The organism is Dysgonomonas sp. PH5-45, from assembly GCF_029893235.1.
Lineage (GTDB): Bacteria > Bacteroidota > Bacteroidia > Bacteroidales > Dysgonomonadaceae > UBA1309.
The window spans coordinates 26,145-46,484 of record NZ_JARXWE010000006.1 but is presented as its reverse complement, the minus strand read 5'-3'; the positions used below and the strand labels follow the sequence as shown (position 1 = coordinate 46,484).

The window sequence follows — 20,340 nt, the reverse complement described above, 5'->3', positions numbered from 1 at the left end:
TTTCAGGCTTATGAAATACGGACTATATTTGCCCCTAACTGATTGAGACGCACATCTATATTTTGATATCCACGGTCTATTTGTTCTATATTATGAATTGTGCTCTTGCCTTTGGCACACATAGCAGCTATAAGCAAAGCTATTCCGGCACGGATATCGGGCGATGTCATAACGGTTGCACGCATCGAGCGCCTGCCTGTACCGATAACCGTTGCCCGGTGCGGGTCGCAAAGAATAATCTGCGCTCCCATATCTATCAGTTTATCAACAAAGAACAAACGGCTCTCGAACATTTTTTGATGTATCAGCACACTGCCCCGCGCTTGGGTGGCAACCACCAGCAAAACGCTTATAAGGTCGGGCGTCAGTCCCGGCCACGGTGCATCGGCAATGGTGAGTATAGACCCATCAATAAAAGTATCAATCTCGAACTCAGGTTGAGCCGGAATGTATATATCGTCCCCTTTCCGTTCAAGAACGATTCCTAAACGGCGGAAAGTATCGGGAATGATTCCCAAATCGTCGTACGCTACATTTTTTATAGTGATTTCAGAGCCTGTCATTGCTGCCATACCAATAAAACTACCTATCTCTATCATATCGGGCAAAATGCGGTGCGATGCCCCTCCAAGCGATTTCACACCCTCAATACGGAGCAGGTTAGAAGCGATACCCGATATTTTTGCTCCCATGCTGTTCAGCAACTTACATAGCTGTTGCAAATAAGGTTCGCAAGCAGCATTATAGATAGTGGTTTGGCCTTCGGCCAGAACGGCAGTCATCACTATATTGGCAGTTCCTGTAACCGAAGCTTCGTCCAGAAGCATATATGTTCCTGTCAGTTTATCGGCCGTGATGGAATATAATTGCCTCTGCGAATCGTATTCGAAGTTCGCCCCTAATTTCTGAATGCCTACAAGGTGGGTATCTAAACGGCGGCGACCTATTTTGTCACCCCCCGGTTTAGGCAGCAAAGCTTTACCAAAACGGGCAACAAGTGGGCCTATTATCATGACCGAACCTCGTAGGGAAGCCGATTTTTTCAAAAAATTGTCGCTTTGTAGGTATTCCAAGTCTACCTTGTCGGCCTTGAACGACCACTTATTTTCGCCCAATCGTTTGGTTTTCACACCCATATCGCCCAATAGCGAAATCAGATTGTTTACATCCAAAATATCAGGGATATTATCTATTACAACCTCTTCGGGCGTGAGCAGAACTGAACAAATAACCTGCAAAGCTTCGTTCTTTGCTCCTTGCGGGTGTATCTCTCCACTGAGGCGACAGCCTCCTTCTATAATAAATGATGCCATAATAATTTCTCTCTGTGTGTTTAAAGTATTCTGACTTCCGGCTCAAGGCTGATATTAAATTCTTCTTGTACAGCCTCTTGTATCTCATGCATAAATTCTACAATCTCATTGCCATCGGTTGCGCCATAATTCACCACAATCAGAGCCTGATTAGGGTATGTACCAATATTGCCGATACGTTTGCCCCGATATCCGGCTTTATCGATCAGGAAAGCAGCCGATGTTTTCACCAAACCGTTAGGCTGTGGATAAACAGGAAGTCCGGGGTGTATCTTGCCCAACACCTCTGCCTGTTCTTTTTCTATGTAAGGATTCTTGAAAAAACTTCCGCAATTGGGTAGTTCCTTATGATCGGGCAATTTTCTTTTGCGAATACGGATAACAGCATCGCGCACATCCTGCAAAGAAGGTTCTTCAGTGCTTTCCAGCTCCTTGTTCAAGTCAACATATTTGGGTTCGTACTTAAATGTTTTCTTTAGTTGGAAAACAACCGAAACGATGATATACCCTTTTTTTCGTTTAAAAACACTGTCACGATAGGAGAATTCACACTCGGCATTCGAGAACGAAACCGCTTCGCCGGTATGAATATCGAGGGCTACAACTTCGCGGATACAGTCTTTGACCTCCGCCCCGTATGCCCCTATATTCTGAACGGGCGACGCCCCTACGGTTCCCGGAATCAACGACAGATTTTCCAGTCCCGAAAAGCCCTTCCCTACACAATATTCTACAAGCGAATCCCAGTCTTCGGAAGCCATAACTTCCATAAAAACATCTTCGTCGCCTTCATCGCCCGAAATTTCGCGGATTCCTTTTATTTGCGGATGGATAACCAATCCATCAAAATCTTTCGTAAAAAACAAATTGCAGCCATCGCCTATTATCAACTTCTGCTCGTGCGGATATTTCAACAGACACTCTCTTAACTCCGTTATGTTTTGAGGCTCACAAAACAGCTTAGCAAATGCTTCTGTTCTAAATGCATTGTAGTTTTTTAATTGAAAATGATGCTCCGGATCGTCCATATTGAATTTTAATGATATTACTAAAAATAAGATTATTCCTTAGATACTACTTTTTCCGTCTCGACAGAAACAGTATAAGGATAAACACAACTGCTGCCCCACCCAAAACATAGAGGATAGCCACCCAGTTATTTATTACAAATTTAACTATAAAAATTAGTGCTACAATAACCAAGATGATACCACCCAACTGAAGAGCTTTTTTAAGGTTTTCGTTTTTGAAAAAACTTGCTTTCACCTCTGGTTCTTCCTTGTCGGGCTCCGTTTGCGTATCGTCAGCCCGATAAGTAGGATATATTACAGATTCCGCAACCGCTACATCTGCCTCCTCATTCTCCACTTCTGGCAATGGGTTTTCGGTTTCCGTTTCAATATCACTTTCGGTAGGCTCTTCAAAGTCTGGTTCTTCATCCGTGTGTTCAGTTACAAGAGGCTGCGCGGGCGGAGTTGTAATAAACCCTTCCCGCTCTTCGTTCAGGCTTATAATACTGTCAACACGCGAAGATGCTACTTTTGTATCGTAATCGTCGTTGTAGACCATTTTCAACAATTCTGTCTCTATGGCCGGATATTTCACCATCAACGATTGGCACGCCGCACAAAAATCGCGAAAACGTTGAATCCTATCCAATCGTTTTTGCATATCATCCCCTCCACGAGAAGATATTTCCAAGACTTTGTCGGCCAAAGCCGATTTTAAATTTTCCATAGCAGTTAAAAATTTACCGTTTGCGGCAATAAAAAATTATCACAAAAATAGAAAATAAATTGTTGCTTTGGTACATCTTGTACGAATATAATATATACATTTGCATTCGTGTTGGTTAAAGGTTATTTAATAAATATAATTAATATGAAAAGCCTTTATGGACTGGCAGTTATCAGTCTGTTATTAATAGGTTGCCAAAACAAAAAAGAGCCCGAAGTAGTGTCGGCTCATGATGTTTTTGAAGAAGAAGTTGACACCCTGCCTGTCAATCTGTTTACCGAATCAACTATCGTTTTCCCGTACAATGGCAATATTGCTGTGTCGGCGAAGCTGAAACCCGATACTTTGTATTCCGGACTGAAAGGAATGGAAAAATATACCGGAGGGAAAGACTATCTGCTTTATTACCCTCTGCCCGATGTTGAAAACGTTGATGTTGTTATAGTTCCCACAAAAAGCGATGGATATAAATACCGATACACCCTGTTAACTGTGTTGAGAGACTCTGTTGTATCCGAATTGGAGATTGAGAGTGAGTTTACAAAATCGCAAAAACAGAAAGGTTCCGTATCGTTCGACATTAACAAAGATTATCAATTTAGCATCACCAGCATCAATCAACAAGGAAACTACCAATGGTTTGAGTATAAAAATTATACAATAGAACCCAATGGAAAAATAAAGGCTCTTGCAAATAAAAATTCCGGCACAAAAGCTTCTTGTTTTGCAAAAATTGCCGATTTGAAATATCCCATAAATTCGGACGATTTAAGCTCGCTTCACTACTCGTCATTCACCTGCAAGAATGTAGTGGGTATGAATAACTTTTCGTGCTTCAACAGTATAAATTACATAACCTTAGCGCATACCGAAAACGATGTGTATTATCTGCTCGTAAACTCGGAATGTGGCGATTATGCGTCTTCCGACTTGGTTGTCATAAAAAACAACAAAGTTGTTTCAAGCCTGACAATCGACTCGGCCGAATATGACGGTGACGACGATAACTATTGGGGCGACGAAACAACATTCGAAATTACTGACGACTTCACCATAAAGCTGGAACTGACAACAATAAAGAGAGGAAAAGTAGCTTCCGTCAAGAATGAGATATACAGAATAAACTCCGACGGATATTTCGTAAAACAATAACCAACTGGCAAAAGAAAAAGCCGGTTTTTGTATAAAACCAGCTTTGTATTTCTTTATATAAAACCTACGCGATATTAATATTCGGCAGGCAAAGCTTCTAATTCCAAACGAGAGAAAACAGGCCCGTCTTTGCAGACATATTTTTCGCCTACATTACACCGTCCGCATTTCCCTACCCCACACTTCATACGATTCTCGAGCGTGGTATAAATATTTTCGGGTTTGAATCCGAGTTTATCCAATACCGGAAACGTCATTTTTATCATTATCGGGGGGCCGCAAACGATGGCTATTGTGTTTTCGGGCGATGGATTCATTTTTTCGACCACGGCCGGAACGAAACCTACTTCACCTTTCCAATCGGGAGTTTCGCCTCCGGGATCGACCGTAACGGCAAGTTTCACGTCAGGGCGTTCGCCCCACTCTTTCAGTTCGTGCTTATACACCAAATCGGCAGGCGATTTTGCTCCGTAAACGATGCTTATGTCGCCAAAATTCTCCCGTGTATCAAGAGTATTCCATATCACGCAACGCATGGGCGGAAGGGCAATACCTCCGGCAATAAACAGCAGATTTTTACCTTTCCATTCATCTATCGGGAAAGTGTTTCCGTAAGGTCCACGGAAGCCCATTGTATCGCCTTCTTCGAGCTTTGCCAAAGCCGACGTTACCCGTCCTGCTTCCCTGAAGGTGCATTCTACGTACCCTTTGCGGGTTGGCGAAGATGCTATACAGAAAGTACATTCGCCCTCGCCAAAGGCTGAATATTCGGCAAATTGTCCGGCTTTAAACTCGAACTTCTGTCCAAATTCCTCGTCCTTAAACTTCAATCTGAGAGTTTTTACACCCGGTGCTTCCTGTGTAATTTTTTCAACTATCATCAGATTAGGTAAATATATATTGCTATCCATCGCCTTTATTTTTCTTTTTCGGTTGTTACTACACTTAAATCGGCTATCTCTGCCAAATGGTCTGATATGTTCATATCCACAGGACATGCCCTTGAGCAGCGCCCGCAACCCGTACAGCCTACCACCGACAGGCGTTCGGGCATATACGAAAACTTATGCAACAAACGTTGACGCCAACGTTGGCTTTGCACCTCGCGCGGATTATGTCCCGATGTATGGAATGTAAACAGGGAGAATCCGCACGAATCCCAGCAACGCAAACGGTTGCCTTTACTTCCTTTGGTATCCTCCTGAATATCGAAACAAGCACACGTAGGGCACACAAAAGCGCAAGCTCCACAGCCTAAACAGCGTTCCGATTGTTTTTTCCATACCTCACTCTCGAACATATGCGATATCTTGCCTCGTAAATCATCCAGACTGAATTTCCGCGAAAGTTTTGCCAGATATGCTTCTTTATCAACATCGGGAGCCTCACCAAATAAGCCGGCGTATTTGCTGACAAGCTCCTGCCCTTTTTCAGACACAACTTCCACCAGATACCCATTCTTGTCCTTAATAGGTGTGAGCAGAATATCACTACCTGCGGTATTGCCCGGCCCACCATTGACCGACGTGCAGAAACAGAACTCATCGCTCTGTGTACAACTCATCGCAATGAGCGTTGTTCGTCGGCGACGTTCATTGAACGGCACATCGGGAGTTCCCCAGTTAAATATATTAGAAAGAGGCTTAAAGCCTGCTGCATCGCAAGGGTGAAGTCCAAAGACAACCATCTCCGGAATCAAATCAGGATTATAATCCTCGAGCGTAACATCTCCTTTATTTTTGGTATACGAAAACAACTTCTCGGTACGGGGAAAAGCCACAGCTTTTATCGATTGGGTTGTTTGTATATGATCTAACGATATCTTGTCGAACGATTTTACACGTTCAAACTCCGTTTTTTCGCCTTTGGCAACAGGTGCATAGACATGCCGCCCTTCATCGTTCAGTTGATTGATGAAAGTCTTTAGCGACTCGTCTGATATATATTTTCTTTCCATAGGACTCTTTTCTTCGTTACAATATAAAGTTTTCCTTGTCTTCGGGCTTGAATGTAGAAAGCACATTGCCCTTATCGTCACCATTCTGGCCAAAGTTAGCAGCTACCGTTTCACTCATTTTATGCGTTAACAGATGGATAGGAATACCCAACGGGCAAGCCTCTCCACACGAGCCGCAGTCAGAACAACGCCCCGCCATGTGCATAACACGGTTTATCTGCCACTCCATATTGCTGAGTGTTGTTGCCCACGGCTGTATCCACTGCGGACGGTTTACCTCAACAATACATTTGGTACAATAACACATCGGGCAAGCCGCGCGGCAGGCGTAGCATTTAAAGCATTTCGACAGTTCGTCCGACCAAAATTGCCAACGCTCTTCCATCGTCATTGCTTCAATTTGTCGTACCAATTCATCTTCGTTTTGTTTGGGTGGTGCCGAAGCTGTTTTCAAATACTCGCTCACCTCAGCCAACGAACCGAATTCAAGCAATTTGCCATCTGCCGACAGACCGATAACACGTAACCATTCGTCACTCAACTGATTTTCGCTCACAAGTTGATTTATACTTTTCAGCGCATAATAAGAAGCCGCAATACCTACTTTCTTACCCCCTATCAAATCTTTGCGTGTGAGGTAAACTGCCAGATTGCCCGAACATCTGTCGTCAAAAACAAGCTTATTGGTCTCCTCGGCATTCTTCACAAAAAGCGGACGTGGACGGCGTGTACCTTCTTCGTATCCGATAAAAAGATTTATCGCTCCCGATTCAAACAAATCTTTAACTTTCGCTTTCAGATCATTCATGTGTCACCTCCATTTCTTTCGATAGGTCGGCTTCGTTAGCTTCCAGAAAACTTGAAGCACGACGATATTCGGTATAAGGCCCCAACTCACGGATATTTGTTACAGTGGTATTTACTATATCCGCCCATTTTGCACCCTCGGCTGCCGACACCCACGAAAACTGAATGCGGCGTATGTCTATTCCTAAAAAGTCTAACAAACTGCGGAACAATATCCAACGGCGGCGGGCGTGGAAGTTACCCGACGTATAGTGACAGTCGTTCGGGTGACAACCCGAAACAATCACTCCGTCCGATCCGTTTGCAAAAGCCTTCAGCAACAGCATGAAGTCTATACGCCCCGTACACGGAAAACGTACAATCTTTACGTTAGAGGCATATTTGATACGGCTTGTTCCCGTAAGGTCTGCTCCGGCATAAGTACACCAGTTACAAACAAATGCTACTATTTTAGGTTCAAATTCGTTACTCATTGTTTTTTTACAATAATTAATATTTCAGTTTAAAACCAACGGGAACCGCTAATTCTTCCGAATCGTACATATTGATATAAAGAGTAATATTTTCTTTCAATCCTTTATACGATATTATATATTTGTCTAAAAGGCCTCCGCCTAAAAAACCGTTTTCAGTTTCAAAGGGACAACAATTACCCCCTCTTATATAAGTGATAACTTCTCCATTAGGACCTGCCAAAGCATTTAAAAATCGACGTTCATTTTCTGGTCCTTTGCTCTTCAAAGCTCCTCCAACCTTTATAGGGTTTTCTTCTGTATACCCGTAAGACTTATCTTCACTATATTTTTCTATCTTAAAAGTTTCTTTATTATATAGTTTATGAACAACATTTTTCTTTTTTCCTGTATCTGTATTTGTTGATTCTGTTGTCTTGCATGAAGAAAAAGACACTAAAACAGCCACTAAGCAAGTATATAAGATATGTTTTTTCATTTTTATAAAATTTTCAGTTTTCTACTCTTCTAACACTGCCAAAACTTCGGAATACATTTGCTCGTTCGAAAATCCTTCCAAGTCGATCGATTTGGAACGGCAGAACGAGACACACGTTCCACAACCCTGACACAGCCCCGGATTTACCTTAGCCACTGTTTTTATAACCTCTCCGTTACGGTTTTTAATTTCTTCGCGCTCAATGGCCTGATACGGACATGCCGTCTGGCAAAGGAAGCAGCCCACACAAGTAGAAAATACCGGAGGAGCCGACCTGTTCACAACAGCTACCATAGGCTCACGGGTCAGCTCGTTGTTCGAGAACAGACCAATTACCTTAGCCGCTGCCCCCGATGCCGTAGCTACCGTATCGGGTATATCCTTCGGAGCTTGGCAAGCCCCACACAGATAGATACCTGCCGTATTTGTTTCCACTGGCTTTAGTTTAGGATGCGCTTCGGCAAAGAAATTGTAGGCATCGTACGAGACATGTGTTTTCTGCGCCAAATCTTCTGCTCCACAACTGGCTACACCCGCAGTGGCAAGAACAACCATATCGGCTTCTATCTCAACCTGTTTTGCTCCCATCAACGTATCAACGCCACAAACCACGAGTTTGCCGTTTTTCTCGTAAACACGAGCCACACGCCCACGCAAATAGTTTGCTCCATCTTCTTCAATGGCACGGCGCACAAATTCCTCGTAGTTTTTACCCCCTGCACGGATATCCATATAGAAGACATACGATTCGCCACCATGTACCTTGTGTTGGTAGAGCATGGCATGCTTAGCGGTGTACATACAGCATATCTTAGAGCAATACGGGATTCCCTTGGCTGGGTCGCGCGAGCCGGCACAGGCTATAAACACTATCTTTTGCGGAATTTTACCATCCGATGGACGGCGAATTTCGCCCAAAGTAGGCCCCGAAGCCGAAGCCAAACGCTCGAACTGTAAACCTGTAATCACGTCCGGATATTTTCCGTATCCGTATTCGGGGAAGAAGTCGGGTTTCAATACATTAAAACCTGTTGCAAGAACTATCGCCCCAACATCTTCGGTTATAAATTCATCTTCTTTGTCAAACTCAATAGCTCCTGTTGGGCATATCTTCTGACAAACTTTACATTTTCCTTTCTGATAATACGCGCAATGCTCCTTGTCTATAACCGGTTTATTGGGTACAGCCTGCGGAAAAGGCGTATATATAGCCGTGCGCATGCCCAAACCTTCGTTAAACTCGCTCGGAATTTTCTTGGTAGGACACTTTGTTGTACATGCGCCACATCCGGTACAGGTTTTATAATCTACACTTTTTGCCTTGAGGCGTATTGTTGCTTTAAAGTTACCGATAAACCCGTCCAAACTTTCAAGCTCGGCATATGTATAAAGTGTGATATTGGGATGCTGCGCCACCTCAACCATACGAGGGGTGAGGATACATTGCGAACAGTCGAGCGTGGGGAACGTTTCCGACAGCTGCGACATATGCCCGCCTATGGACGGCTCTTTTTCCACCATAATAACCTGATGCCCCGCATTGGCAATATCTAAAGCCGATTGTATACCGGCAATACCTCCCCCAATAACAAGCGCCTTTTTCGACACCGGTACTTTTATGGGTGTGAGCGATTTGTTACGTTTTGTTTTTTCGACCAACATGCGCACCAAGTCGATGGCTTTTCCGGTAGTGGCATCACCTTTTTCGTGTACCCACGAACAATGTTCGCGCAGGTTGGCCATCTCGCACAGATATGGATTTAATCCAGCTTCGGCACAAGCCTTGCGAAAAGTAGGTTCGTGCATACGTGGCGAACAAGCCCCCACAACAACACCCGTCAGTCCTTTTTCCTTAATGGCATTTTTGATGAGTGTTTGTCCGGGATCGGAACACATATATTTATAGTCGGTGGCAAATTCAACACCATCAATTTTTGCGGCTTCGGCTGCTACCTTTTCACAATCGACAGTAGCACCGATGTTTTCGCCGCAATGGCAAATAAATACACCTATCTTTGACATAGTTTTTTAGTTTTCAATTTATAAATGCCGGAGCAACAAACAGTTTTTCTAACCCCAACTCCTTACGGCTGACTCCCACTGCCAAGCCTATGGCTTGTGTAATGTACAAAACGGGAGTATCTACTTTCTGATGCAAATAACTGTTTATATGTTTACGGCGCATATCCAGATTGGATTGGCACATAGGGCAAGCCACAATGATAGCTTGGGCCCCACGGTCGGCAGCGTCTTTTACTATATTGCCCGATAGTTTGGCTACGATATCGGTACGCGATACCGAAAATCCAGCTCCGCAACATTCTGTTTTGTAGCCCCAATCCATCGACTCGGCTCCTATCTTACGCATCAGGGAGTCCATAGATTGTGGATCTTCCAGACGGTCGAACTTCAGAATATCGTGCGGACGAACCAACAGGCAGCCATAATAACACACCACCTTGTGGTTGAAAGGCGTCGTTACTTTTTCCTCTATCTTATCAGCTATATATTTCTCTACGAACTGCATCACGTTGAGGATTTCAATATTTCCGCTGAGTGGCATTTGCAGAATTTCCTCTACACGGGTTTTCAAGGCAGTATTTTTGTTTAATTCGTGCTGGGTCACACTCAAACGGTTGTAGCAGGCGGCACAAGGTATAACAAGCTCGGTCAAACCTTGCTTCTGAGCCAAAGCCAAAATACGAGCCGGCAAAGCTGTTGCCAACTCATGGCTGAGGTTGTGGGCGGCAGTTGCCCCACAGCAATTCCAGTCTTCAACTTCAACTAAATCAACACCAAAAGCCTTTGCCAATGCTAACGTTGATTGGGCGTATTCTGAGGACGTACCTTTCAGCGAACAACCCGGATAGAATCCTATTTTCATCTTCTCTGTATGATAGTTCACCTTGCGTGAGCCAAGCCCATGCCCGGTTAGTTTTGTTTTTACTTATTTCTGGGTATGAGACGACGAAGCGTCTTTTTCCGTCTCTTTAAATATAGTAGTCAGTTGCTTCTTGTCCTTCACCATTTCGGGCAAAATTGGTAGTTTGCCTTTCATAAACATTGACGGGGCAACATCCATATCCTGCAAAATATTCAGAGTACGTATTTTATAGCCTGCCACAAGCCCTATCTCGTATAGCCGTCCAGTATGTTTAACCGAATCGAGGAACGCTTTGTGAAACGATAGTATATTTGAAGACTTGCGGTTTACTTTCTTTTCCCTGTAAGCCTTTTCACGCATATAATCCATCAACCGGGGAATATCAATTTCCATAGGGCAGCGCGTCACACAATTCTGACACGACACGCACAACCATATACTTTGCGATTGCAACAAGCTTTGGTAATTTTCCTCATTATTTGTTTGCAACATACGCATCACCATACTTGGGGGATAGTCCATTTCGCCGGCAATGGCACAGCCTGCCGAACACTTTCCACACTGATAGCAACGGTTCACATTGATTTCCGTATATTCTTTTATTTCCGATATATAGCCCGATTTCTCCATTATGGATAGTTTAATCCTTGATTGATTTGGAATTTTATTTTAGTTGATAACCTTAAATCTATTGACACGTTTGCGTTTCAAAAAATAATCCATTTTGCAATTTACACATCGCAAAATTACGTATTTTTTCATACTCTCATTTTCACAACACACATGCTATTGAACATAAAACCGTTTAGCCTGCAAATTTCAGGTCAACAGATTTCCTTATAAACAAAGGTAATAAACAAAATTGAAAGATATTGCCAAATAATTATAAATATAGCCTCGTAAAGCTATAAAAAAGGGATATTAAGTACTTCCCTAATATCCCTAAAATTTCATTAATATTTTTTACTTCCAAAGCGGCGAAGGATACTCTCCTTTATCGACCAACTCTTGCAGTTTAGCCACAACCGAGGGGCGGTCTTCGGCATAAGTAACCCCAAACCATTTTGCTGTGGTATCAAGCACTTTCACATCAGCCGTTCCGTTCGAGATAAGATGGTCTACCATCATGGGGATAAAATATTCCGATTTCAGATTATCTTGATTCGATTCCAGAAACTTCACGAAATAATTGGCCGAATACTCGAAGTAGTCGGGTGTAAAGCCCCACATATTCATCGAAACAGGTGTGTTTTCGGGCAACTCATACCAATAATCTTCGGCATCCTTATATTGTATTTTTTCGTCTTTCCGTTCAATATGCGTCCGTTCAACCACACTCGTAAGGAATCCTTCGGTATTTGTGCTACAAACCCCACGAGACACATATCCGCTTTCTGACAAGGTGTTGCATAACCTGTAACCCACCATGCAGTAATGATTTTTGCTTCCTTCAAGATTTGTCAGGAACTTGGCGAGAGTAGCAAATCCGTCGCGTCCGTAAAAATCGTCGGCATTAATAACGGCAAACGGCTCACGGATAACATCTTTACCCATCAGAACGGCGTGATTCGTTCCCCAAGGCTTTACCCTATCGGGGTGAACGGTAAATCCTTCGGGCAAGCTATCCAATTCCTGAAAAACTACTTCCACAGGAATATGTTTGATATATTTAGAAGCGATTTTTTCTACAAAATCTTTTTCAAACGATTTACGGATCACAAACACCAGTTTCCCGAAGCCGCTTTGTATTGCATCGTAAATGGAATAATCCATAATAGTTTCTCCATTAGGGCCAAGTCCGTCAAGCTGTTTCAGGCCACCATAGCGACTGCCCATACCCGCAGCCAGTATAAATAAAGTTGGTTTCATAGTCTAAATTTGTTATTTCATTTTTAACTCAAACACAAAGGTAAGAAGTTTTAGAGTCTGTTTAAATTTTATTTAACAATAATTTCATGGATGTTATTTTGACCATCTATTCTGCGGAGTCATAAATGCATCACAGGCTAAATTATAACGAAAATGGAAAAAATGAAGTGATTTTATCATAAAAAGCAGTGTAAAATTATGCGGCGGAGGCTTTATTTATAAGTATTTTATATTATTTTTGCACAGAACAGCAACTCTTGTGCAATTTCTGTGTTTTAGTATAAAATATTATGGCAATAGCAAAAACAAGAAATATGCTGATCGACGTGGCTCGGCAGTTGTTCGCAAAACTGGGTGTTGAAAACACTACGATGAACGATATAGCTGCAGCTTCGAAAAAAGGTCGGCGCACGTTATACACTTATTTTAATAATAAAAATGAGGTGTATCAGGCTGTTGTGGAGTCTGAGCTCGAAAAAATGTATGTAGAGTTGCAAGCCGTTGCCGAGAAAGATCTTCCGGCCGACGAGAAACTACTGTCGTATATCCACACGCGCTTGGATGCTGTAAAAAATGTAGTTTTCAGAAACGGAACGCTTAAAGCCGATTTTTTCCGTGATATATGGAGGGTACAGAACGTAAGAAAGGCTTTTGACCGTAAAGAAATACAGACGCTGAAAGAAATTTTGCAAACAGGAGTTGACGAAGGTTCGCTCGAAATGCCTGACGTAGATATGACTGCCGAAATTTTGCATCATGCCCTGAAAGGTATTGAAGTGCCCTACATCAGGGGGCTTATCCGTGCCGACAATACAAGAAGCAATCGCCAGCATGTGAATATAGCATTCCTGATATTCCAAGGAATCAAAAAGAAAAAACGATAATTGAAATTTAGTTATAAAGAATAATTTACACATTATGAAGTTATTAGAAGGAAAAACGGCGCTCGTTACAGGTGCTGCCCGTGGTATTGGCAAGGCTATTGCCATTAAATTTGCACAAGAAGGTGCTAATATAGCTTTTACAGATTTGTCGATCGACGATAATGCAAAACAAACAGAGCAAGAAATCGCTGCTTTTGGAGTAAAAGTGAAAGGATACGCATCGAATGCGGCTGACTTTGAAGACACACACAATGTTGTAGCAGAAATAGTTAAAGACTTTGGTCGTATAGATATTCTGGTTAACAATGCCGGTATTACGCGCGATGGGTTGTTGATGCGCATGAGCGAACAGCAATGGGATATGGTTATTAACGTAAACCTTAAATCGGCATTCAACTTTATTCATGCTATGACTCCTGTTATGATGAAACAAAAATCGGGGAGCATCATAAATATGAGTTCAGTTGTAGGTATTTCGGGTAATGCCGGGCAAGCAAACTATTCGGCATCGAAAGCCGGTATGATTGGTTTGGCCAAATCTACGGCAAAAGAGCTGGGCTCAAGAGGCATCCGCGCAAACTGTATTTGTCCGGGATTTATTATCACCGAAATGACAGGAGTGCTGTCTGAGGAAGTAAAACAAAAATGGGCAGAACAAATTCCTCTTCGTCGTGGAGGTACGCCCGAAGATGTGGCTAATGTGGCTACATTCCTTGCATCCGATCTGTCATCGTATGTGTCGGGGCAAGTAATCCCTGTTTGTGGTGGAATGAATATGTAATACGACAAACTAAGATTCTATAATAACAAACGCGGCTGAATCATATTTCTTGGTTCAGCCGCGTGTTCTTTTACTATCAGCGTTTTATAGATATTTTAATGTATTGGCAATTTTGAGTCAGGTCTTTATCCGAGTCGTAGGCATTTATGTGTACGGCAGGAATGTAGAGATTGTTGTTTTTGCCCCAGAAAATAGCTTTTTTGTAGTAAGGAACCCAGTATTCGAAATTATCGCTCACCACTTCGCTTATCACTCTGTCTTTTATTGTATAGAAAGCAATGTTTGCCGAAACCTCGTAAGGATCTTGTTTTATGGTGACGATAACATTTTGATCTTTCGATATATAAGGGTATTCCTCAAAATTGAAAACTTCTTCGCCCGTTGTCATGTCTACCATCAGGTAGCCCGAAGCCTCCCACTGTACATATTCAACCAGATATACATTCAGAAACTCTATCATCCCTATGCAACGGTATTGGGCATACGATTCGCCCTCTACCAAATCGTCTACATACCTTACTACTTTGTCTTTACAAGGGAGCGACAGTACGATTCCGTTCTTATAGTTTTCGACCGGTACTTGCTTCAGATAGTTTACCGGGGTTTTTATTTGTTTGGAATATTCACTTTCGGTTACTAATTCCATCTTGGCAATATTTTTAATATAACTGCTATTGCCATAGGTTGTGTATATATTATCGTTGGTGAGCCGCTGTGCTTTGGCAGAAAACACAAAGAAAGCGACAAAAAAGAGTAGGTATAATTTTTTCATTTTGAAAAAGTTTTTAGTTTTCACAAATTTAGATAAGTTAATTTAAATAAAAGAATAAGAGTCTATTTAAATTTGCTTATTTAATTCTGTTTAGTACAATTTTAATCATAGTCAATTGTACCATAACCTCCTGTGTATATTACAATTTGCAATATCCCCTCAAAAGAGGATTTTTATATTATCTGCTAATTGCCCTCTATATAAAAATCAGAGCTTATAAAAACAAAGATAGTTGTCGGACTGGAGCCGACAACTATCTTATAATTTATTTATATGTTTGTCCTATAAGCCCATAGCGGTTATTTAGGACTTGTGAAAAAAGTTCTGTTTACCTTTTACCACATTAAAGGTTTGGTGGTCATTGTTCCTCCGCTTCCGGTAGGTACTAAGCCCAGATATTTAACTCCGTTTACTGTCACTACACCTAAATCACCTTTTTTATCTTGGTGTTGAAGACTGTTGAATTCGTAACGCATCTTTCCTCCCGGATATATATACATGTCATTTGTACACAAAGATGAAAATGCAACACGTCCGGACTCAGGTTTGTAAACATCACTGTATGAATCGACAGAGAAGAATTTCGCCATAATACGTGTTCCGTCGCGTTTATATACAGATACACATCGGTTGCCTGTGGTATATGCGCAATACTGAAGCGCCTCAGGATGCCTTAATGCTTCTTCTTCCGTTGCGTACGGTCCATATACTTTTCCATACTCAACTCCGCTGACTTTCCCTACATCTCCTACGGCATACCAACTTCCGTTTTGTTGGAATACAAAGGCATATGCATCTGCGTCACAGTCGGCTTTTGGTGGTGGTGTTACAAAACTTAATCGGATACCACAAGATTCCTCTCCTGCCCCTATCGGAATAAACCACGTTACAAGACCGTTTGTGTTTTTAGACGGCGTACCAGTGATGGTTACAGTAATAGTTCCGCTTGAGCTTAATGTTTGAGAAGCTATTGTTGCAGTTATATTATATTCCGTATTTGTAACCGTGGTTCCTGTCAACTTATAGGATGTTCCTCCACTAACCTGATAAGGAATAGATACAGTAGTGTTTGCAGGCAGAGCCTTATCAACTACCCCCCCGATTATAGGAGCTGTAGCAGGACAAATAATATTAAGGCTGACAGGTGTTGTAATATCCAGATAGATATAGCATGACTGTCCGTTTATGGTAATTGGTATTACAGAAGGTGTTGTTGCCGTAGGTTTACCATTCAGCGTAACTTTGATATAACCTGTTTTAGCAGTCAACTCTTGTCGTGTTGCAATACTTGGAGTTACTCCATTTACTGGTGTGACGCCTCCTATATTTGTACTTGCAGATATCACATAAGGACTTCCTGCTGCTGGAGCAGCACCCAATTCGTAAGGAACATTGACTACATAGTTAGTAAATTGGGTTGTGCCTAATGTCACAGGTACTCTCACGTTATTACCACACTTCAGAGCGAATGTATTAGCTACACTGATTGCTACATTACAAGTGCTGCCACCAATTGTTATCGGGATATATGTATTCCCTACTATCGTTGGGACGCCTTGTAAAGTTACGGTAACATATCCTTTCTTCGCTGTCAGTGTCTGATTTGAAGCTATACTTGGTATTATACCATTCACTACGCTGCCTATATATCCTGCCGCAACGGTGTAAGGTACGCTTCCCACGGTATACGGCACTTGTACCGTTTTACTCATATACGCGTTCACTGTAGCCGTAGTAGATACACCTGTACAGTTAAGTGCAAATGTATTAGATACATTAACTGCTACATTACAAGTACTACCGTCTATTGTTATCGGGATATGCGTTGTTCCCGACGATGTTGGTGTTCCTTGTAAAGTTACGGTAATATACCCGTTCTTATCTGTCAATGTTTGAGCCGAAGCTATACTTGGAGTTATACCATTCACGGTACCTCCGATATTCCCTGCCGATACTGTATGAGGTACGTCTCCTACAGCATACGACACCTGTACTGTTTTATTCATATATGTATCTACGGTGGCCGTAGTAGATGCTCCGGTACAATTGATAGCGAATGTATTAGATACATCGACTGTTACATTACAAGTACTTTCACCTATTGTTATCGGAATAGATGTATTCCCTACCGATGTTGGCGTTCCTTTTAAAGTCACGGTAATATATCCGGTATTCGTATTCAGCTCCTGATCTACTGCTATACTTGGAGTTATACCATTCACGGTACCTCCGATATTTCCTGCTGAAACAGTATATGGTACTGAACTCACGTTGTATGGTACTTGTACTGTTCTGTCCATATATGTATTTACGGTAGCCGCAGTAGATATATCGGTACAATCGATAGAGAATGTAGCAGCAAGGATATTTACATTTATAACACAAGATCCCGTTATATCTACACCTAAAACACTGTTTAGATTAGATAATGGAAGTTCATAGTTACCAGAAGGAGTACTTCCATCAACATATACATAAAAAGAAAAGAAACCATACTCCGATTTTACTATTTTTTGTGGAGGAACTATTATATGTAACCCATCTCCGTAAGAAATTGTCTGCTCCGATTCAATATCTACATCTATAATTGATTTATAGAAAATATAGTTGTCTATGGCAAAAACATTGCCCTCATATTCTGTGTATTGGCCATCAGCCACAGTATGGCACAAAAACTCGAAAAACGAACAAGGTTCTGGTATCCTTATCCATTCCGCACTGCTCCATGAGTAAACTCCCGGACACAATTTTTTAGGAGGGCTATCGGTCAGATTGTATACGAGCAAACCCGTATGTTTCTTTTTTTCAGTAGCGTTGTAAGAAACGTCACTTTTTTCGAACATAGGATATAGTTCATTTATATCCTCCAAATTAACTCTTGGCAATAATAATCCTTTAGTTGAATTTTCATTTACCCCGGATCGCTCTTTCAAATCAAGTAAACTGCCTTTATTCGGCTCGTCAGAAGACCCTATCGTGGCCTGTGCCTGCAAAAAGCAAGAATAATACTGCGCCATCAGGAAGAATGCAGCATAAAAAATAAATGTGGATTTTTTCATTTAATGATAATTTTTTTTGTGTTTAGAGAATTATAGTGTTTAGAGAATTATGTGTAATTGTAAATTAAGATAAATGTCAGAGCCAATTTAAAACATCCGAAGGAAACAGTCTAAGCATATATTGCTAAACCTATTAAATGAAAGGGAATGATGATTTTGTGATTGTTGTTTATGTTATTTTGCCTTTATTTTAATTTTGCCTTCAAGTTTGCCTTTATTTATATATTGAAAGCACAAAAATAATATTTAGAATTTAAAGCGTCAAATAAACACATGAAAAAAATTCACTTTACTTTTCTTTTATATCTAATATACACTCATTATCAACACAATATAAAATGGCTTAAAAAATAAACAAGGTATTTATTTTAGTTTCTTTTGAAACTAAAAATATATTAATACCTTTGCCTCCCACATTTAACCCACATGAAATGAAAAAATTAAAATTCCCTGTACTATCTATTCTTCTTTTTGGCTCTCTCAACCTGATTGCCGGAGGTTTGCTCACTAACACAAACCAAAGCATTCATTTTTTAAGGAATCCGGCCCGTGATGCGTCAACAAGCATTGATGCTGTTTATACCAATCCGGCGGGAATAATAAAACTGCCCGAAGGGTTTCACTTTTCTATCAACAACCAAAGTGCATTCCAAACCAGAACTATAAAAACAACGTTTGCCCCTTTCGTTATGTCGGGCAACGGAGAAACAAAAAAGTTTAAAGGCGAAGCTTCCGTTCCAATCATCCCCAGTGTTCAAGGTGCTTACCGCAAAGGTAATTGGGCTTTATCGGGAAGTATAGCCATAACAGGCGGTGGCGGTAAAGCTACATTCAACAATGGTTTACCCAGTTTTGAAGCTGGCGCCTCGCTTTTGCCGGGAATAATAAACCAGGTAGGAGCCGCCCTTAATGCCCAAAACCCTGCTGTATCGCTCACTGCAAACAGATATTCAGTAGACCAATATATGACAGGAACATCCTTAATATATGGTGCGCAACTTGGAGGAGCGTACAAAATAGATAAAATGTTTTCTCTATATGGTGGTTTTCGTTTAAATATTGTAAATAATAACTACGAAGGATATTTGAAAAACTTACAGGCTAATCCTACATCGGCAGCCTTAGGATATGACGGGGCTATGACAAACGTCAGTGGAATTATTGACATGGCTTTGGCAAATCCTGCTTTGGATGACGCAAACAGGGCAAAGCTTCAATTGCTGAAAAAAGCATCGAACGATGGGGCACGCCTCGATTGCGACCAGTCGGGCTGGGGTATCTCGCCAATACTTGGTATAAACTTCAGCTACGAAAAGTTAAACATCGGCTTGAAGTATGAATTCCGTACAGCCCTCAACGTAGAGAATAAAACTAAAATAGACGATACGCATATGTTTTCGGATGGAGTGAATACTCCCCACGATATTCCCGGCCTGTTAACCGTTGGGGTGTCTTATCAGGTTTTGCCAAACTTACAGGCAAGCGTTGGGTATCACCACTTTTTCGATTCGGAAGCAAATATGACCGACGACAAACAAAAATACATAAACGGAGGCACAGATGAGTTTCTGGGAGGCTTAGAGTTCCAGATAAACAAAATGTTTATGGTGAGCGGTGGTTTCCAGATAACCCACTATGGTATAACAGACGATTATCAGAAAGACCTTAGCTTTACTTGCAACTCTTATTCAATCGGCTTGGGAGGCGTTATCACGGTTTCGCCAAAAGTTAAAATAAATCTGGGTTACTTCTGGACAAATTATTCGGACTGGACTAAAAAATCGGATAATTATTTAGGGTTAGGTCTATCGGGCAAAGATGTGTTTTCCAGAACAAATAAAGTTTTTGGCGCCGGAGTAGACTTCTCATTTTAATAGACACACAACAATCTGAAAATGTTCTGCCCTTAGGTTGACAGGATTTATACCAAAATATAACAAGAACCGATGGATTTATATTCATCGGTTTTTTCATCTATAAAGTTTTAGGGTTTCATATCAAAGTCAAACGATGGCTTTTATTATTGTAAATTTGGATTGAAGTTTCTTATCAAAGATTCCATATTTTTTAGCCATTCCCTTATTGTATCATGCCCTTCGATACATTGCATTACTTCTTTTTGTAGCGCTATTTTGGGAGGGGATAACATAAATACAAAAGAGACTGTTCATCGT

18 protein-coding genes are annotated in these 20,340 nt (G+C 41.5%); 4 read left to right on the top strand and 14 right to left on the bottom strand.

Annotated elements, in window-relative coordinates:
* Positions 1-8 precede the first annotated feature (8 nt).
* From murA to M2132_RS03580, 3 genes are read right to left on the bottom strand one after another with little or no spacing between them, the layout of a single operon-like run.
* Positions 9-1,313: a UDP-N-acetylglucosamine 1-carboxyvinyltransferase gene (murA, locus tag M2132_RS03590; RefSeq protein ID WP_280671423.1), complete on the bottom strand. Its 1,305-nt coding sequence runs from the start codon at positions 1,311-1,313 to the stop codon at positions 9-11.
* A 20-nt stretch (positions 1,314-1,333) separates the two neighbouring features.
* Positions 1,334-2,341, bottom strand: a complete 1,008-nt coding sequence (gene murB / locus M2132_RS03585) for a UDP-N-acetylmuramate dehydrogenase (RefSeq protein ID WP_280671421.1) — start codon at positions 2,339-2,341, stop codon at positions 1,334-1,336.
* A gap of 46 nt (positions 2,342-2,387) precedes the next feature.
* On the bottom strand, positions 2,388-3,050 hold the full coding sequence (locus M2132_RS03580; protein ID WP_280671419.1) for a hypothetical protein: 663 nt from the start codon (positions 3,048-3,050) through the stop codon (positions 2,388-2,390).
* Between the two features lie 144 nt (positions 3,051-3,194).
* Here M2132_RS03580 and M2132_RS03575 point away from each other — a divergent pair, with 144 nt between their 5' ends.
* Positions 3,195-4,202: a hypothetical protein gene (locus tag M2132_RS03575; protein WP_280671417.1), complete on the top strand. Its 1,008-nt coding sequence runs from the start codon at positions 3,195-3,197 to the stop codon at positions 4,200-4,202.
* Between the two features lie 74 nt (positions 4,203-4,276).
* Here the strand turns inward: M2132_RS03575 and M2132_RS03570 are convergent, their stop codons facing one another.
* From M2132_RS03570 to M2132_RS03530, 9 genes are all read right to left on the bottom strand, one after another.
* On the bottom strand, positions 4,277-5,113 hold the full coding sequence (locus M2132_RS03570; protein WP_280671415.1) for an FAD/NAD(P)-binding protein: 837 nt from the start codon (positions 5,111-5,113) through the stop codon (positions 4,277-4,279).
* Between the two features lie 5 nt (positions 5,114-5,118).
* Positions 5,119-6,159 carry a 4Fe-4S dicluster domain-containing protein gene (locus M2132_RS03565; protein WP_280671413.1) on the bottom strand — a complete coding sequence of 347 codons (1,041 nt, stop codon included), beginning with the start codon at positions 6,157-6,159 and terminating at the stop codon, positions 5,119-5,121.
* A 16-nt stretch (positions 6,160-6,175) separates the two neighbouring features.
* On the bottom strand, positions 6,176-6,967 hold the full coding sequence (locus tag M2132_RS03560) for a 4Fe-4S dicluster domain-containing protein (protein WP_280671411.1): 792 nt from the start codon (positions 6,965-6,967) through the stop codon (positions 6,176-6,178).
* On the bottom strand, positions 6,960-7,439 hold the full coding sequence (locus M2132_RS03555; RefSeq protein WP_280671409.1) for a hydrogenase iron-sulfur subunit: 480 nt from the start codon (positions 7,437-7,439) through the stop codon (positions 6,960-6,962). Before M2132_RS03555 ends, M2132_RS03560 begins: the two co-directional genes overlap by 8 nt.
* A 16-nt stretch (positions 7,440-7,455) precedes the next feature.
* Positions 7,456-7,917, bottom strand: coding sequence for a hypothetical protein (locus M2132_RS03550; protein ID WP_280671407.1), 462 nt, complete (start codon positions 7,915-7,917; stop codon positions 7,456-7,458).
* 21 nt (positions 7,918-7,938) lie between these two features.
* The gene (locus tag M2132_RS03545) at positions 7,939-9,939 is read right to left on the bottom strand and encodes a CoB--CoM heterodisulfide reductase iron-sulfur subunit A family protein (protein ID WP_280671405.1); all 2,001 of its coding nucleotides are present in this window, start codon (positions 9,937-9,939) and stop codon (positions 7,939-7,941) included.
* A gap of 13 nt (positions 9,940-9,952) precedes the next feature.
* A complete protein-coding gene (locus tag M2132_RS03540) occupies positions 9,953-10,801 on the bottom strand; it encodes a CoB--CoM heterodisulfide reductase iron-sulfur subunit B family protein (RefSeq protein ID WP_280671403.1) in 849 nt (282 codons plus the stop codon).
* Positions 10,802-10,864: 63 nt separating this feature from the next.
* Positions 10,865-11,431: a 4Fe-4S dicluster domain-containing protein gene (locus tag M2132_RS03535; protein ID WP_280671401.1), complete on the bottom strand. Its 567-nt coding sequence runs from the start codon at positions 11,429-11,431 to the stop codon at positions 10,865-10,867.
* Between the two features lie 333 nt (positions 11,432-11,764).
* Positions 11,765-12,670 (bottom strand): sugar phosphate nucleotidyltransferase, encoded by a 906-nt coding sequence (locus M2132_RS03530; protein WP_280671399.1) that lies wholly within the window; start codon positions 12,668-12,670, stop codon positions 11,765-11,767.
* A 290-nt stretch (positions 12,671-12,960) separates the two neighbouring features.
* Between M2132_RS03530 and M2132_RS03525 the strand changes: the two genes are divergently transcribed.
* Complete coding sequence (locus tag M2132_RS03525) at positions 12,961-13,554, top strand: TetR/AcrR family transcriptional regulator (RefSeq protein WP_280671397.1); 594 nt, start codon at positions 12,961-12,963, stop codon at positions 13,552-13,554.
* Positions 13,555-13,588: 34 nt separating this feature from the next.
* Entirely contained in the window at positions 13,589-14,335 is a 747-nt protein-coding gene (fabG, locus tag M2132_RS03520; protein WP_280671395.1) for a 3-oxoacyl-[acyl-carrier-protein] reductase, read from the top strand.
* Between the two features lie 76 nt (positions 14,336-14,411).
* Here fabG and M2132_RS03515 read toward each other — a convergent pair whose 3' ends face one another.
* The gene (locus tag M2132_RS03515; RefSeq protein WP_280671393.1) at positions 14,412-15,107 is read right to left on the bottom strand and encodes a hypothetical protein; all 696 of its coding nucleotides are present in this window, start codon (positions 15,105-15,107) and stop codon (positions 14,412-14,414) included.
* Between the two features lie 335 nt (positions 15,108-15,442).
* Positions 15,443-18,166, bottom strand: a complete 2,724-nt coding sequence (locus tag M2132_RS03510; RefSeq protein WP_280671391.1) for a hypothetical protein — start codon at positions 18,164-18,166, stop codon at positions 15,443-15,445.
* A 431-nt stretch (positions 18,167-18,597) separates the two neighbouring features.
* Between M2132_RS03510 and M2132_RS03505 the strand changes: the two genes are divergently transcribed.
* Positions 18,598-20,040 (top strand): aromatic hydrocarbon degradation protein, encoded by a 1,443-nt coding sequence (locus tag M2132_RS03505; protein ID WP_280671389.1) that lies wholly within the window; start codon positions 18,598-18,600, stop codon positions 20,038-20,040.
* Positions 20,041-20,340 lie beyond the last annotated feature (300 nt).

Excerpts from the sequence above, each read along its gene's own strand:
- murA (WP_280671423.1), bottom strand. The coding sequence starts at position 1,313 with ATGGCATCATTTATTATAGAAGGAGGCTGTCGCCTCAGTGGAGAGATA.
- murB (WP_280671421.1), bottom strand. The coding sequence starts at position 2,341 with ATGGACGATCCGGAGCATCATTTTCAATTAAAAAACTACAATGCATTT.
- M2132_RS03580 (WP_280671419.1), bottom strand. The coding sequence starts at position 3,050 with ATGGAAAATTTAAAATCGGCTTTGGCCGACAAAGTCTTGGAAATATCT.
- M2132_RS03575 (WP_280671417.1), top strand. The coding sequence starts at position 3,195 with ATGAAAAGCCTTTATGGACTGGCAGTTATCAGTCTGTTATTAATAGGT.
- M2132_RS03570 (WP_280671415.1), bottom strand. The coding sequence starts at position 5,113 with ATGGATAGCAATATATATTTACCTAATCTGATGATAGTTGAAAAAATT.
- M2132_RS03565 (WP_280671413.1), bottom strand. The coding sequence starts at position 6,159 with ATGGAAAGAAAATATATATCAGACGAGTCGCTAAAGACTTTCATCAAT.
- M2132_RS03560 (WP_280671411.1), bottom strand. The coding sequence starts at position 6,967 with ATGAATGATCTGAAAGCGAAAGTTAAAGATTTGTTTGAATCGGGAGCG.
- M2132_RS03555 (WP_280671409.1), bottom strand. The coding sequence starts at position 7,439 with ATGAGTAACGAATTTGAACCTAAAATAGTAGCATTTGTTTGTAACTGG.
- M2132_RS03550 (WP_280671407.1), bottom strand. The coding sequence starts at position 7,917 with ATGAAAAAACATATCTTATATACTTGCTTAGTGGCTGTTTTAGTGTCT.
- M2132_RS03545 (WP_280671405.1), bottom strand. The coding sequence starts at position 9,939 with ATGTCAAAGATAGGTGTATTTATTTGCCATTGCGGCGAAAACATCGGT.
- M2132_RS03540 (WP_280671403.1), bottom strand. The coding sequence starts at position 10,801 with ATGAAAATAGGATTCTATCCGGGTTGTTCGCTGAAAGGTACGTCCTCA.
- M2132_RS03535 (WP_280671401.1), bottom strand. The coding sequence starts at position 11,431 with ATGGAGAAATCGGGCTATATATCGGAAATAAAAGAATATACGGAAATC.
- M2132_RS03530 (WP_280671399.1), bottom strand. The coding sequence starts at position 12,670 with ATGAAACCAACTTTATTTATACTGGCTGCGGGTATGGGCAGTCGCTAT.
- M2132_RS03525 (WP_280671397.1), top strand. The coding sequence starts at position 12,961 with ATGGCAATAGCAAAAACAAGAAATATGCTGATCGACGTGGCTCGGCAG.
- fabG (WP_280671395.1), top strand. The coding sequence starts at position 13,589 with ATGAAGTTATTAGAAGGAAAAACGGCGCTCGTTACAGGTGCTGCCCGT.
- M2132_RS03515 (WP_280671393.1), bottom strand. The coding sequence starts at position 15,107 with ATGAAAAAATTATACCTACTCTTTTTTGTCGCTTTCTTTGTGTTTTCT.
- M2132_RS03510 (WP_280671391.1), bottom strand. The coding sequence starts at position 18,166 with ATGAAAAAATCCACATTTATTTTTTATGCTGCATTCTTCCTGATGGCG.
- M2132_RS03505 (WP_280671389.1), top strand. The coding sequence starts at position 18,598 with ATGAAAAAATTAAAATTCCCTGTACTATCTATTCTTCTTTTTGGCTCT.